Origin of the sequence: Janthinobacterium sp. PSPC3-1, assembly GCF_049896105.1 — a bacterium.
In the GTDB taxonomy this organism is placed as follows: Bacteria; Pseudomonadota; Gammaproteobacteria; order Burkholderiales; family Burkholderiaceae_D; genus Janthinobacterium.
In genome coordinates, this window is record NZ_JAFCTQ010000030.1 from 56,485 (window position 1) to 70,521 (window position 14,037).

Genomic DNA, 14,037 nt, shown 5'->3' on the forward strand with positions numbered 1-14,037 from the left:
TAAATTATCGCCAACGCGGCGGAGAAGCCGACGAACCTGCCCGCTTTGGCCCAGCGCCGCTAACTGGTATCATGCGGGCAAACGCTGGCCGCTCAGGCGGCCCCAGCCCTGCAACACACCGCGAAGCGATCCCGCGCACGTGCGCGCCGCCGACGCCATACTATAAGAGAAACCATCCATCATGAGCACACCCAATCATCCGTCGTTCTGGCGCCGCATCCCTCTGGCCTTTGGCGCCTTTTTCAGCACCCTGTCCGATGGCGCTTATGCCGCCCGCGTGGAAAAGCTGAACCTGCCCGAGATGGCGCCCGTCGCTCCGGCACCGGCGCCTGCACCGGTGCCAACGCCCGCCGCCGCTCCCGTGATCCTGAAGGAAGCCACGCCGGACGCTGCCCTGCAACTGCTGGCCCTGCTGCAACGCGAAGCGCGCCTGATCGACTTTACCCAGGAAAACCTGGCCAGCCATGCCGACGCCGATATCGGCGCGGCCGCCCGCGTGGTGCACGAAGGCTGCGCCAAGGTGCTGCGCGAGTACTTCAGCATCGAACCCGTGCGCGCGGAAAACGAAGGCAGCCGCATCGTGCTGCAGGAAGGTTTTGATCCCGCCAGCGTGCGCCTGACCGGCAATGTGGTCGGCTCGGCTCCGTTCAAGGGTACCTTGAGCCACCGCGGCTGGCGCGCGGCTTCCGTGCGCCTGCCGAAACTGAACGACAAACACGACGCAGCCATCCTGGCGCCGGCCGAGGTGGAACTGTGAGCGCGCTCTACGCCATCGGCATCGACCTGGGCACCACCCACAGCGCCCTGTCGTATGTGAACCTGGGCCAGAGCGACGGCGAAAAATCCGTCCACGGCGTGCTGCAGGTATCGCAGTTATCAAGCCCGGGCACCCTGGAAGAGCTGCCGCTGCTGCCGTCGTTTGTCTACCTGCCGCACGCCGATGAACTGGCGCCCGGCGACCTGGCCCTGCCCTGGGTAACGGAAGAAGCCGAGGCGCCGTTCGTGGTCGGCGAGATGGCGCGCAGCCGTGGCGCCACCACGCCGATCCGCCTGGTGTCGAGCGCAAAAAGCTGGCTGTGCCACCCGGGTGTGGATCGCCGGGCGGCGATTCTGCCGAACGACGCGCCGCCGGAAGTGGCGCGCATCTCGCCGATCACCGCCGCCACGCGCTACCTGACGCACTTGCGCCAGGCCTGGGACAACGCCCACCCTGAAGCGCCGTTTGCGCAGCAGGAAATCACCGTCACCATTCCCGCCTCGTTCGATCCGTCCGCGCGCGAGCTGACCATGGAAGCGGCGCAGGCGGCCGGCTACGGCAACCTGACCTTGCTGGAAGAGCCGCAGGCGGCCCTGTACAGCTGGATCCAGACCAGCGAAGGCCGCTGGCGCAAGGACGTGAAACCGGGCGACATCATCCTGGTGGTCGACGTCGGCGGCGGCACCAGCGACTTTTCGCTGATCGCCGTGCTCGAGCGCGACGGCGTGCTGGAACCGCACAGGGTCGCCGTCGGCGAGCATATCCTGCTCGGCGGCGACAATATGGACCTGGCGCTGGCGCATCTGGTGGCGCGCAAGCTGGCCGCCAACGGCACCCAATTGGATGCCTGGCAGATGCGCGCGCTGACCTACGGCTGCCGCAGCGCCAAGGAAAGCCTGCTGGCCGACAGCGGCATGGACAGCGCAGCGATCGTGGTGCCGAGCCGCGGCTCGAAACTGATCGGCGGCTCGATCCGCACGGAACTCACGCGCGAGGAAGTGTCGACCTTTATCCTCGATGGTTTCTTCCCGCAGGTGGAAGCGTCGAGCCGCCCTGCCGTGCGCACGCGCGCCGGCCTGACGCAACTGGGCCTGCCTTATGCGCAGGACGCGGCCATCACGCGCCACCTGGCGGCGTTTCTGGGCCGGCAAGTGGCGGCCACCGCCGAGCTGGAAGGTTTTGCCGGCCGCCAGTCGAGCGAGGCCAGCTTCCTGCACCCGACCGCCGTGCTGTTCAACGGCGGCGTGTTCAAGTCCGACTTGCTGGTGCAGCGCATCATGGGCGCCGTCAACGACTGGCTGTACCTGGAAGGCGCGGAACCGGCACGCATGCTGGCCGGCGCCGACCTGGACCTGGCGGTGGCGCGCGGCGCGGCCTACTACAGCTATGTGCGGCGCGGCCATGGCGTGCGCATACGCGGCGGCACGGCCAGCGCCTTTTACGTGGCGATCGAGTCGGCCATGCCGGCCATCCCCGGCATGGAACCGCCGATCCAGGCCCTGTGCGTGGCGCCGTTCGGCATGGAGGAAGGCAGCGAGCTCGAACTGCCGGGCCAGCAATTCGGCCTGGTGGTCGGCGAACCGGTGCACTTCCGCTTCTTTGCCTCGTCCACCCGCCGCAACGACCAGATCGGCGACCTGCTCGACTTCTGGGCACCCGACGAACTGCAGGAACTGAGCGAGATCCAGGCCACCCTGTCGGCGGAAAACCGCCAGGCCGGCGACGTGGTGCAGGTGAAACTGCATGCGCGCGTGACGGAAGCGGGCACGCTGGAACTGCTGGCCGTCTCCGTTGATGGCGCCGAGCGCTGGAAGGTGGAGTTCGACGTGCGCGGCACAGTACAGTAAATGGCAAAGGCCAAGGCTCCGGCTTCTTATCTGGTCGGCATCGACCTGGGCACCACCAATACGGTGGTCGCGTATGCCGACGCCAGCGATACGGCAGCCGGCATCAGGCTGTTCGACATCGAGCAGCTGCTGGCGCCGGGCGAAGTGGGGCCGCGCGCCCTGCTGCCCTCGCTGCGCTACCACCCGGCCGACGGCGAACTGGCGCAGGACGAACTGCGCCTGCCCTGGTCGACGGCGGACGTCGCCGGCGTAACGAACGCCGTCACCGGCACCCTGGCGCGCGTGCTGGGCGGGCAGGTGCCGGGCCGGCTGGTGGCCAGCGCCAAGAGCTGGCTGTCGCATGCGAATGTCGACCGCCACGCCGCCATCCTGCCGTGGGGCGCCGCCGACGATGTCGCCCGGGTGTCACCGGTGGCGGCCAGCGCCAGCTACCTGGCCTATGTGCGCGCCGCCTGGAATGCGCGCTTTCCCGACGCGCCGCTGGAACGCCAGGAACTGGTGCTTACCATTCCCGCCTCGTTCGACGAAGGCGCCCGCGCGCTGACCCTGGAAGCGGCGAAACTGGCCGGCCTGCCCACGCTCAGGCTGGTGGAAGAACCGCAAGCGGCCTTTCATGATTTTTTGCACCGCCACCGCGACGAGCTGCAGACGCAACTGGCCCACACGCGCCGCATCCTGGTGGTCGATGTGGGCGGCGGCACCACCGACTTCAGCCTGATCGACGTCGCCTTCGATGAGAGCGGCGAGCCGCAGTTTACGCGCAGCGGCGTGGGCAACCATCTGATCCTCGGTGGCGACAATATGGACCTGGCGCTGGCGCATCTGGTGGAAACACGGATGGCTTCCGGCGCCGAAGGCGGCATGCGATTGTCGGCGGCGCGCTTGTCGCAGCTGATGGAACGCTGCCGCGCCGCCAAGGAAGTGCTGCTGTCCAGCGAAGCACCGGAAAAAGCCACCGTCACCCTGCTGGGGTCAGGCTCGCGATTGATCGGTGGCACGCGCTCGGTCGACCTTACGCGCGAGGAAGTCGCGATCATGGTGGTCGACGGTTTTTTCCCGCTGGTGGCAGCGTCCGACATGGCCAGAAAGGGCCGCGCCGGCATCGTCGAATTCGGCCTGCCGTATGCGCAGGACGCGGCCATCACGCGCCACCTGGCCAGCTTTTTGCAGCAGCATCCGGGTGAACTGCCCGATACCCTGCTGCTGAACGGCGGCGTGTTCCGCGCCGACGCGCTGGCGCGGCGCCTGCTGGACACCTTGAGCGCCTGGCGGGGCGCCCAAGCTACCCTGCTGCACAACGATAACCCCGACGTCGCCGTCGCGCGTGGCGCCGTCGCCCATGCGCTGGCCCGCCGTGGCCAGGCGCCGAGTATTTCCGGCGGCTCGCCGCGCAGCTATTTCCTGGTGCTCGGCGAGGGCAAGGACCAGCGCGCCGTCTGCATCCTGCCACGCGGCGCAGCCAGTGGCGAGGAAGTCCGCCTGCTTGAGCGCCGCTTCGCGCTGCGCCTGGGCCGGCCGGTGCGCTTTCACCTGGCCTCATCAACCGGCGAGACGGGCACGCCGCCGCAGCTGGGCGACATCGTCGACCTGGCCGAAGGCGACTATGTGCGCCTGCCGCCGCTGGCCAGCGTGCTGTACGATCCGGACCATCCGAACGACAAGCGCGAAATCACGGTGCAGCTGGCCACCGTGATGACGGAAGTGGGCACCCTGGAAGTGCATTGCGTGGCCGAGCAACAGGCCGGCTTGCGCTGGCTGCTGGAGTTCCAGCTGCGCGGCGAGGAAGAGCTGGAAGCCGGGGCATCGAGCGTCGCGCCGCGTGTAAAAGAAGCGGTCGACAAGATCGAGCGCATCTTTGGCGGCAAGGCGCAAAAAGTGACGCCGAAGGAAGTGCGCCAGCTGCGCCAGCATCTGGAACAGGGCCTGGGCGGGCGCGAAGGCTGGGATACCGCCCTGCTGCGCCAGCTGTTCGACGCCCTGCTGCAGCGCAACCGCGGGCGGCGCCGCTCCGCCGAACATGAGCGCGTGTGGCTGAACCTGGCCGGCTGGTGTCTGCGCCCCGGCTACGGCGACGCGCTCGATCCCTGGCGCATCGAGCAGCTGTGGGCCATGTTCGACAGCGGCGTGCAGCACCACAAGGACAGCCAGGTCTGCGCCGAATGGTGGACCCTGTGGCGCCGCGTCACCGGTGGCCTGGACGCTACCGCGCAACTGCGATTGCTGGACGACTTCGCCTTCAACCTGCAGGCCGATGCCAGCCAGCGCGGCAGCCGCCCCGTCACCCTGGTCAACGGCAGCGACGACGACATGCTGCGCCTGGGCGCCTCCCTGGAACGCATCCCCGGCAGCTACAAGGCCGAAGTGGGTGCCTGGCTGCTCAAACGCCTGGAAAAATCGAAAAACCGGACCGACGCGGGCGACGCCCACAGCCTGTGGGCCCTGGCCCGCGTCGGCGCGCGCCAGCCCTTCCACGGCAGCGCGCATGAAGTGGTGGACGCCGAAACCGCCTCGGAATGGCTGGACCGGCTGCTGGCGCTGGACTGGAAAAAAACCGAAGCGGCCGCCTTTGCCAGCGCCCATATCGCCCGCATGACGGGCGACCGCTCGCGCGATATCGGCGACGCCCAGCGCGCCACGATTATCGCCCGCCTGAAAGGCATCGGTGCGCCGGAGACCTGGGTCGCCATGGTGCGCGAAGTGGTGCAGCTGGACGAAGCTGCTACCCGCCGCATCTTGGGCGAAGCGCTGCCGCCGGGCTTGAAGCTGCTGGCGTGAAGCCATGGCAAAGTCATTGAAGATGCTACCATGTGGATCTACAATGTAGAGACATGGGAGGCATGATGGAGCTATCGATACAAAAATGGGGCAACAGCGCAGCCGTACGCTTGCCCACCGAACTATTGGGCATGCTGAAGGTATCGCTGGGAGACAAACTGGACGTCGATGTCCGACCGGACGGCGTCTTCCTGAAAGCCAAGCGCCCCGTATTTTCGCTGGCCGAGCTGGTCGCACAGTGTGATGGCACCGCCCCAGAACCGGCAGACATGGCGGCATGGAGCGCCCCGAAACCCGTGGGACGCGAGTCGTGGTAAAGCGAACCAGATTTGGCCGGGGCGACATCGTCATGGTCAATCTTGAGCCAAGCGAAGGCCGCGAGCAACGCGGTACGGCACGCCCGGCGATTGTGCTGTCGACCAGTGTCTTCAATGCGCTGGGCCTGGTCCTCGTCGCGCCGATTACACAGGGCGGCGACTTTGCCCGCCATGCAGGCTTCGCCACGCCGTTGAGCGGTTCCGGCACTCAAACCCAGGGCGTGGCCCTGATCAACCAGATCCGCATGCTGGACCTGGAAGCGCGCGGCGCAAAGCGCATCGAAACCGCGCCTGAGTATGTGGTCGACGATGCGCTGGCACGGTTGCGGGCGATTACTGACTGACAACACTGTTTCAGTTACTGATACCATCGATACCAAAAACCAAAAACGGATCTGTTTATAGCATAAAAGAGCCACGGTATCGATTAGCCAGCATCAATCTTATGACTTAACAACTACGGGTATAGCCTTTCACGTAAGTTCCATTTTTTCTAAAATACCCTGAAACATAGCATTTATTTCCAGCAGTATTAGGTGTACTCGGCGCAATTGGCGCAATTGCGTATTCATTCAAAATATCATTTGTTTCGCATGGCCTTCCATCATGATCCCTATCAAGATAGGTGTGTCCTTGCGCGAATAGTGACAAAGCTTGCTCCTTGCTTATATTGGAACATTTATACTTACCTGTATCAACAATATCAACCACCCCGCGCGGCCGCACTACCACGTTGATGACATCGATTTTGCTATTTGATTTTCCATCATTAACAACGAGCGCAAGTTCATAAATACCTGCAACATCTGCAGTGAATTTTGATGTTTTATTTGTTGGCGTCGTAAGTACGGTCATACTCAATACAGGCTTGGACTGCAGGTTCCACAAATAAGACAAGGAATCGCCATTTGCATCCGTACTCAGCCCTCCATCAAGTGCGATGACCGTGCCTGTCAGTGCTGCCTGATCCGAGCCTGCATTTGCAACCGGTGGGAAATTAATTCCAACTACGCTGGATGAAGCGGTAACAAAAATATTGACCGGCAAGCTTTTTTCATTTCCTGCATTTATAAAAAATGATATCCCATACAATCCTGCCACATCTGCAACGAATTTAGTTTTTTTTGCCGCCGGATCTATCAGAAGTGCCGTACTATTGGCAGGCTTGGCGATTAAAGTCCAATTATAAGTAATTATACGCCTTTTAGCATCTGAACTCAGACCACCGTCCAGGCTTACAGACGCTCCGACTGAGACATTCTGATTGGGTCCGCCATTCGCAAGCAGGCCAAGACTTGAACTTGAATTTCTTGACTCTGCCAAGATATTAATATTTTCTGGCAAACCATCAATTTTCCCATCATTCACAACCAGTTCAACTGTATAAACGCCAGCGACATCGGCAGTAAATGTGGACTGAACCTTGTTATTGGATGCCAAGGCAGCGACACTGGCAACAGGCCATGAGACAAGCCTCCACTTGTACGTTAAGACATCCCCATTCCCATCCGAACTGGCGCCGCCATCAAGCTTTACCAAATCCCCCACGAAAACCTGCTGGTCTGCGCCAGGGTTTGCATTTGGCCTGGCATTGATAAGTGGTGCTGCTGCAACGGGTACCGCAGGGGCTGGTGTATCACTGCCACCGCCACCACCGCAAGCGGTCAGAATACAGAAGCCAGCCAGCCCGGCTATTTTCTTCAGAAATTGCATCAATTTTCACCCTGTAATTATAAAAATTATAATTATAAAATAGATTACTAATAAGAAAATAAATTTCTTGAGAAATGTGAATTTCAAGAAGAAGGTACAGCCAGCAAATAGTCAGGTCAACTTCTTCCGAATACCGCTTATCTTCAAACATCAACTGCGCGCGCGTCCGCCTTTCCACTGCAGTACACACGAGGTTGTCGATGCAAACACAGCGGCAGAGTAACTGGGCCGGTTGCTAACGCTGAACTGAAAAAAACGTAGGTGATTATGATGCGCGAGGTGGCGAACCTCGACGAGGCCGGCACCAGGCTGCCGCCGGGCCTGAAGTTGATTGTGTAATATCACGTAGCCCGAATCAGATGGAACCGCCGAGGTGGGGCAACTGATGCCAAAGGCCGTAATCTGACAGCTTTGTTGGCCTCACCGGTGACGTCGGTTTACTTGAGCAGCGTAAAAAGTGGCCCCGTCGAACTGCCATATGCCCGCTGCACGTTCGATACGACACCTGCCTTGCTGTCATAGTCATATGGTATATGGACCGGGATCGCGAGCGAGATGAAATCGATGGGATTGCGAGTGACCAGCGCAAGATTCCAACGCACCGCAGTCGCGCCTATGATGGCGTCGGGCAGCTTGATTTTCGGTGGGGTGATCAGGCTCTTGCCCCTGATGGCAATGCACTGCTCGGTGATTTCCCAATCAATCGGGAGCAGCGCAAAGGTACTGAGCACCGCATCAAGCGCTGGCTTATCCTGAGGACGTACCATTTCTCCGGCCCGCAGCTCAATGTAGGTAATCGCGCTGATGGCAGGTTCGTCATACGAATTAAGCTCGATGGAAGCCTGGTGGCAACCACCCAGCATATCGATGAAGATATTCGTATCGAAGAGAATCAAGCTATTCGCTCCTGATCTGCTCCTGATATGCGACCCCGTCCAGCGGAATATCGTTACGGTTTTTCCACATGCCCTCGGCCGCCCGCAGCGCTTCAGCGCGTAATCGCTTCTGGTCTTCCGGCGTACCTGGTGGCCGGATAACGGTCACCGCAGAGGCAGGCTTGATATCTGGTTTGGCGCTCATTGAGCCCTCCCTTGATCAATTTGATGATGCGACCAGTGTAGCGCAATTTGTATTGCACCGCCATGCGGCATCGCTCAGGTCACGCCATCCTCGATCACTGCTCCATCAATGAATCGTAGCGACTCATTTTGGGCTACTCTCGTCGCGCGACCCCGCATACCTCGGCAACCCATCCCCCAGCCTGACCCACTCCACCTGCGTCGCCGTATAAATATGGCTCTGCGGCGGAAACCGCCCCGGTTCGTCCAGGCTGCAGGTGGTCAGGTCGACTTCATCCGGATAACGGTCGTCTTCGAACATCAGCTGGGTGCCGCAACGCGCACAAAAACTGCGCTGGCCGTGCTGGCTCGAAACATAGGTCGCGGGCTGGCCCTGCAGCCAGCGAAAGTTGGCGCGCGGCACGCTGAACCAGGCGACAAACGGCGCGCCCGAAGCGCGGCGGCAGATGGAACAGTGGCAGGCGCTCTGGTGAAAGGCGCCGGCGCCCGCTGCGTAGCGGATATTTCCGCACAAACATCCTCCGTTCAGCATGGCATCCTCCGGCGATGTGGACAGGGGCGATCAGTGTAATCTCGCCGGCGCCTCCCGCCTTGCGCTAGATCACGGCGATGATAAACAACACCACCGCCAGCGGCGCCTGCACCAGCACGATGCCAGGATGCGTGCGGCGCAATTGGGCCCACACGTTCAGGCCCGGCACTTCTTCGTGCGGGTGGTGCGCTTCGTCGCGCAGCGACATGGCGTGCAGGAACATGCCAACAATTAACGGGCCGGGATTGACCCACCAGCCCTGCTCCAGCAAGCCGTGCGACAGGTAGACGGCCAGCACGCCGATCAGCACGGGCGAGGCCCACACCACGGCCAGGATCAGGCGGATGCCGTAGAACTCGGCCAGGGTACCCATCTGGTGCAGCTTGCCGATGTCATGGTCTTCCATGCGCTTGTCGATCGCCAGTTCGGCGCGGCCATACAAGGTCCACAGGCCGCCGAACAGGCAACCAAGCAGGATGCCCAGCACGATATCGCCAGCAAATACAGCATATTTGTTGACGTCGGCCGTGCCGATGCCCAGCGAGGTGTGCGACGCCGCATGCAGGTGCAGGCTGGCCTGTTCGCCTTCGGCCGTGGTATAGCGGTCGCGCACGTCATAGGTGCTGCCGATATACACCACGTTCTTGCGCAGGGCCTTGTCGTCCACGCCGGCCTTGCCATCGATCAGTTTGACGCGCGTGCGCGTGGGGTCGAGGAATTCCGGCGCCACGGCGGTCGGGTGGAAGGGCGCGGTGACGGCGTTCTGTTCCTTGGCATCCTTGGCGTCGCCATGGATCACCGGCTCGAACGCCCAGCGGGCAAGCTCCTTTTCACTGCTGGTGCGCGTGGCCAGCTGGCATACGCGGTCGGCCAGGGCCACCACTTCCTTTTGCTCGGACAGCACGGCCGGAATCGGCTGTTGTTGTTCCTGCTCCTTGACGCCGTGCGCCAGCTCGAAGGCGACGGCGGCCAGCACCGGGCTTTTCACTTCGATGCGCGTGACGGCGCCCATGCGCTCGCGGATGCGGGCGCTGGCGAAATGCAGGCCGGCGGCGCAGCGTTCGCGTATCCATGGCAGGTTGGCGTTCTGGTCCGACTGTTCGGGCAGGATCAGCACCAATTGCTGGCCGCCTTGGGCGAGTTGATCGAGCAGGCGGTCGAGCGGGCGTTCGCCTGCCTTGTGCTGCTCATACACGGCCGGTGCCAGGTCCAGGTCGATGGCCAGCACCTTGCTGCCGCGCGCGGCCGCGCTGGCGATCAGCTGCTCCAGGCGCGATCGTTCCAAAGGTTCGCGCTCGTCGAATACTTGCTCGAACGCGGGCTGGTCGATCTCGATAATGCCGGGCCGGTACTGCGCACCCTGGTCGGTGCGTTCGCGCACGATCTGTCCGTGTTCGGCGCTGGCGCGCAGCATGGCGGCGTCGAGCCATTCGAGCACATGAAAACCTTCCAGCATCAGCATCACGGAGGCGATCAGGGTCGCGCCGATAATATGGTGCAGCAAATGCGTGCCCGTCAGCTTGAAGGCATGGCCCACTTGCACGAAGGGCCAGAGCAGGCGTTTTCCCAAACTCAGCCTTGGCGGCGGCGGCGGTGCGGCGTGGTCGTCGACGTTCATGGTGTTCCTGTCTTTCCGAAGCTTGCTTCTTGATTAATAGTTGGTAACGACAAGAATATAGTATTGCAATAGTGCTCAGAAGCAGCGCACCCTTGACCCGCATCTTGACATCCCATGCTGCGCCGCAGAATGCGCCGCACGCCACTTCGTGCTACAACCGGCGTATAAAAAAGAAAGCCAAAAGGAGACCGCCATGCCCTATGTGCGCCAGACCAGTCATCTCGAGCGGGTGCACGACCTGATCGCCGGCCGCCGGCTCAATCCCGGCGATGATGTGGCGCGCCTGGCCTCGTCCTACCGCCGCTCGCTCGACGACTACCGGCTCGATCCGGCCTCCACCACCGGCCCGCGCATCTTGACCAGCGGCGAGCTGCGCGCGATCCAGCAAGCCGAAGAAGGTTTTTTGCGCTCGACCGGCCAGTGCCTGCCGCGCCTGCACGCCATGGTGCGCGAAGCGGGCTACTGCGTGATCCTGGCCAATGCGCACGGCGTGACCATCGATTACGTGGTCGACCAGGAACAGCGCAAGCATTTCAAGAAGGCGGGCCTGTATCCGGGCTCGTGCTGGTCCGAGAACGAGGAAGGCACTTGCGGCATCGCCTCGGTGCTGCTGGACCGCGAAGCGATCACGGTGCACAAGACCGACCATTTCCGCGCCGCGTTCACCAGCCTGACCTGCAGCGCCGCGCCGATCTTTTCACCGCACGGCGAGTTGATCGGCGTGCTCGACGCGTCCGCCCTGGCCTCGCCCGACGCGCGCGACAGCCAGCGCCTGGTCAAGCAGCTGGTGCGGCAAAGCGCGACCGTGATCGAAGACGGCTTTTTCCTGAAATCGTACAGCCATTGCTGCATCGTGCTGGCGCACCGCAACCGCCATTTTGTCGAAGTGCAGCCGGAAATGCTGCTGGCCATCGACGAACACGGCGACGTGGTGGCGGCCAACCGCTGCGCGCGGCAAGTCATCGCGGGTCTCGGCGCCCTGCCCCGGCCGGTGAACGAAGTACTGGAAGTGCGCGCCGAACGGCTGTTCGATGCGCGCGCCGGCCAGAACCTGATGTCGTTGCGCCTGGTGGGCGCCGGTACATGGCTGCATGCGCGGGTACGCGCGCCGGTGAAAACAGCGTCCCTGCGCAGCCGCCTCAAAAGCGTTAAGCAAGCACCGGATCCCGACTACACAAACGAGGAAGCGGCCGAACGCACGCGCATCGTGCAGGCGATGACGGCATCGAAATGGCGGCCATTGACGGCGGCGGCCATGCTGGGCGTCTCGCGCGCCACCCTGTACCGGCGCCTGAAACACTTCCGGATCGTGCCGCCACACAAGCAGTAGACACGCCAGGCCGGTGAGATTTTTGTCTCATGGCCGTGCGTGCTGCAATGCGCAATGCGGCCTCGAATCGTGCGTGATACAACATCGTCAGCGGTGCAGTGGAAGCTGCAAAACCGCATTCCATCATCACGACATGAGGAGACACGATGAGCAACGATACCCATCAACACACGGTGGCCGCCATGCTGGAGCAGCTCGAAGGCGCCCTGCGCGCCCAGGACGTTGACGCCGCGGCCCGGCTGTTCGAAGAAGACGGCTACTGGCGCGACCTGGTGCTGTTTACATGGAATTTGAAAACCCTGGAAGGCCGGGCGCAGATCGGCGCCATGCTGCATGCCCAACTGGGCGCTGTCCAGCCGGTGACCATCCGCATCGCCGACGGCGAACAGGCGTCGGAGGCCGGCGGCGTCACGCAGTGCTGGATCACGGTGGACACCAAGGTGGCGCGCGGCGTGGGCTTTATCCGCATCCGCGACGGCAAGATCTGGACCCTGCTCACCACCATGAGCGAACTGAAGGGCCATGAGGAAGCCAAAAACGGGCGTCGGCCCATGGGCGCGGAACATGGCGCGCACACCAACCGCACCAGCTGGCTGGAGCAGCGCGAGCGCGAAGCGGCCGAACTGGGCTACGAACGCCAGCCGTATTGCGTGATCATCGGCGGCGGCCAGGGCGGCATCGCGCTCGGCGCGCGGCTGCGCCAGTTGAACGTGCCGACGATAATCATCGAAAAAAATGCCCGCCCGGGCGACAGCTGGCGCAAGCGCTACAAGTCCCTGTGCCTGCACGACCCGGTCTGGTACGACCATATGCCGTATATCCCGTTTCCCGACAACTGGCCCGTCTTCACGCCGAAGGACAAGGTCGGCGACTGGTTGGAAATGTACACCAAGGTGATGGAACTGAACTACTGGGGTTCGACCAGCTGCGAGTCGGCCAGCTTCGATGAAGCCAGAGGCGAGTGGACCGTCAAGGTCGTGCGCGATGGCCAGAACGTCACCTTGACGCCGAAGCAGCTGGTGCTGGCCACCGGCATGTCGGGCAAGGCCAATATGCCCAAGTTCAAGGGCATGGACGTGTTCCAGGGCGAGCAGCAGCATTCGTCGCAACACCCTGGACCGGACGCCTATGTCGGCAAGAAAGTGGTGGTCATCGGCGCCAACAATTCCGCGCACGATATCTGCGCCGCGCTGTGGGAAGCGGGGGTGGACGTGACCATGGTGCAGCGCTCGTCGACGCATATCGTGAAATCCGATTCGCTGATGGACCTGGCGCTGGGCGACCTGTACTCCGAACGGGCGCTGGCGGCCGGCATGACGACGGCGAAAGCCGACCTGACCTTCGCCTCGATCCCCTATAAAATCCTGGCCGACTTCCAGATTCCCGTGTTCAAGGCGATCCGCGAACGCGATGCGGATTTTTACGCGCGGCTGGAAGAAAAAGGCTTTATGCTCGATTTCGGCGACGACGACTCGGGCCTGTTCATGAAATACCTGCGGCGCGGCTCCGGCTACTACATCGACGTGGGCGCCTCCGAGCTGGTGGCCGAAGGCAAGATCAAGCTGAAAAGCGGCGTCGGCGTGGCGGAGCTGAAGGAGCACTCGGTGGTGCTGAGCGACGGCACCGAACTGCCCGCCGACCTGGTGGTGTATGCCACCGGCTATGGTTCGATGAACGGCTGGGCGGCCGACCTGATCTCGCCGGAAGTGGCCAACAAGGTGGGCAAAGTGTGGGGACTGGGGTCAGCCACCACCAAGGACCCCGGCCCCTGGGAAGGCGAACAGCGCAATATGTGGAAGCCGACGCAGCAGCAGGCGCTGTGGTTCCATGGCGGCAACCTGCACCAGTCGCGCCATTATTCGCAGTATCTGTCGCTGCAGCTGAAGGCGCGGATGGAAGGGCTGGACACGCCGGTGTACGGGCAGCAGCAGGTGCATCATTTGTCGTGATGGCAGACGTAAAAACGGCGGGCTGTTTGCCCGCCGTTTTTTTCTAGGTCAGCACATTTAGCTCATCGCACAGTTTCTCCAGTCCCGCCAGATAGTGGGCGGGATCCTTGCGGAAACGAT

The 14,037-nt window shown here is 62.6% G+C and carries 12 protein-coding genes; 7 read left to right on the forward strand and 5 right to left on the reverse strand.

Annotated elements, in window-relative coordinates; all coding sequences use genetic code 11:
* The first annotated feature begins 181 nt into the window (after positions 1–181).
* The 5 genes from ACP7B7_RS24225 to ACP7B7_RS24245 all read left to right on the forward strand — a co-directional run bounded on the left by ACP7B7_RS24225 (position 182) and on the right by ACP7B7_RS24245 (position 6,040).
* On the forward strand, positions 182–757 hold the full coding sequence (locus tag ACP7B7_RS24225) for a DUF2760 domain-containing protein (RefSeq protein ID WP_308921940.1): 576 nt from the start codon (positions 182–184) through the stop codon (positions 755–757).
* Positions 754–2,604, forward strand: coding sequence for an Hsp70 family protein (locus ACP7B7_RS24230; protein ID WP_426078397.1), 1,851 nt, complete (start codon positions 754–756; stop codon positions 2,602–2,604). Before ACP7B7_RS24225 ends, ACP7B7_RS24230 begins: the two co-directional genes overlap by 4 nt.
* A complete protein-coding gene (locus tag ACP7B7_RS24235; RefSeq protein ID WP_426078398.1) occupies positions 2,605–5,379 on the forward strand; it encodes an Hsp70 family protein in 2,775 nt (924 codons plus the stop codon).
* Positions 5,380–5,444: 65 nt separating this feature from the next.
* Complete coding sequence (locus ACP7B7_RS24240) at positions 5,445–5,696, forward strand: AbrB/MazE/SpoVT family DNA-binding domain-containing protein (RefSeq protein WP_308925800.1); 252 nt, start codon at positions 5,445–5,447, stop codon at positions 5,694–5,696.
* Entirely contained in the window at positions 5,690–6,040 is a 351-nt protein-coding gene (locus ACP7B7_RS24245; RefSeq protein ID WP_308921943.1) for a type II toxin-antitoxin system ChpB family toxin, read from the forward strand. The genes ACP7B7_RS24240 and ACP7B7_RS24245 overlap by 7 nt, the downstream gene beginning before the upstream one ends.
* 106 nt (positions 6,041–6,146) lie before the next feature.
* Here ACP7B7_RS24245 and ACP7B7_RS24250 read toward each other — a convergent pair whose 3' ends face one another.
* The 5 genes from ACP7B7_RS24250 to ACP7B7_RS24270 form a co-directional block, all read right to left on the reverse strand.
* Positions 6,147–7,409 carry a PKD domain-containing protein gene (locus ACP7B7_RS24250; protein ID WP_426078400.1) on the reverse strand — a complete coding sequence of 421 codons (1,263 nt, stop codon included), beginning with the start codon at positions 7,407–7,409 and terminating at the stop codon, positions 6,147–6,149.
* 437 nt (positions 7,410–7,846) lie between these two features.
* Positions 7,847–8,305 (reverse strand): PIN domain-containing protein, encoded by a 459-nt coding sequence (locus tag ACP7B7_RS24255; RefSeq protein WP_308921945.1) that lies wholly within the window; start codon positions 8,303–8,305, stop codon positions 7,847–7,849.
* Between the two features lies 1 nt (position 8,306).
* Complete coding sequence (locus ACP7B7_RS24260) at positions 8,307–8,489, reverse strand: hypothetical protein (protein WP_308921946.1); 183 nt, start codon at positions 8,487–8,489, stop codon at positions 8,307–8,309.
* 123 nt (positions 8,490–8,612) lie between these two features.
* Positions 8,613–9,020: a GFA family protein gene (locus ACP7B7_RS24265; RefSeq protein ID WP_308921947.1), complete on the reverse strand. Its 408-nt coding sequence runs from the start codon at positions 9,018–9,020 to the stop codon at positions 8,613–8,615.
* 64 nt (positions 9,021–9,084) lie between these two features.
* The gene (locus tag ACP7B7_RS24270) at positions 9,085–10,638 is read right to left on the reverse strand and encodes a CHASE2 domain-containing protein (protein WP_308921948.1); all 1,554 of its coding nucleotides are present in this window, start codon (positions 10,636–10,638) and stop codon (positions 9,085–9,087) included.
* A gap of 193 nt (positions 10,639–10,831) precedes the next feature.
* Between ACP7B7_RS24270 and ACP7B7_RS24275 the strand changes: the two genes are divergently transcribed.
* Positions 10,832–11,968 (forward strand): sigma-54-dependent Fis family transcriptional regulator, encoded by a 1,137-nt coding sequence (locus ACP7B7_RS24275; protein WP_308921949.1) that lies wholly within the window; start codon positions 10,832–10,834, stop codon positions 11,966–11,968.
* A 146-nt stretch (positions 11,969–12,114) separates the two neighbouring features.
* The gene (locus tag ACP7B7_RS24280) at positions 12,115–13,917 is read left to right on the forward strand and encodes an NAD(P)/FAD-dependent oxidoreductase (protein WP_426078402.1); all 1,803 of its coding nucleotides are present in this window, start codon (positions 12,115–12,117) and stop codon (positions 13,915–13,917) included.
* Positions 13,918–14,037: the final 120 nt, after the last annotated feature.

Coding starts and splice junctions, on each gene's coding strand:
- ACP7B7_RS24225 (WP_308921940.1), top strand. CDS start 182: ATGAGCACACCCAATCATCCGTCGTTCTGGCGCCGCATCCCTCTGGCC.
- ACP7B7_RS24235 (WP_426078398.1), top strand. CDS start 2,605: ATGGCAAAGGCCAAGGCTCCGGCTTCTTATCTGGTCGGCATCGACCTG.
- ACP7B7_RS24240 (WP_308925800.1), top strand. CDS start 5,445: ATGGAGCTATCGATACAAAAATGGGGCAACAGCGCAGCCGTACGCTTG.
- ACP7B7_RS24250 (WP_426078400.1), bottom strand. CDS start 7,409: ATGCAATTTCTGAAGAAAATAGCCGGGCTGGCTGGCTTCTGTATTCTG.
- ACP7B7_RS24260 (WP_308921946.1), bottom strand. CDS start 8,489: ATGAGCGCCAAACCAGATATCAAGCCTGCCTCTGCGGTGACCGTTATC.
- ACP7B7_RS24265 (WP_308921947.1), bottom strand. CDS start 9,020: ATGCTGAACGGAGGATGTTTGTGCGGAAATATCCGCTACGCAGCGGGC.
- ACP7B7_RS24270 (WP_308921948.1), bottom strand. CDS start 10,638: ATGAACGTCGACGACCACGCCGCACCGCCGCCGCCGCCAAGGCTGAGT.
- ACP7B7_RS24275 (WP_308921949.1), top strand. CDS start 10,832: ATGCCCTATGTGCGCCAGACCAGTCATCTCGAGCGGGTGCACGACCTG.
- ACP7B7_RS24280 (WP_426078402.1), top strand. CDS start 12,115: ATGAGCAACGATACCCATCAACACACGGTGGCCGCCATGCTGGAGCAG.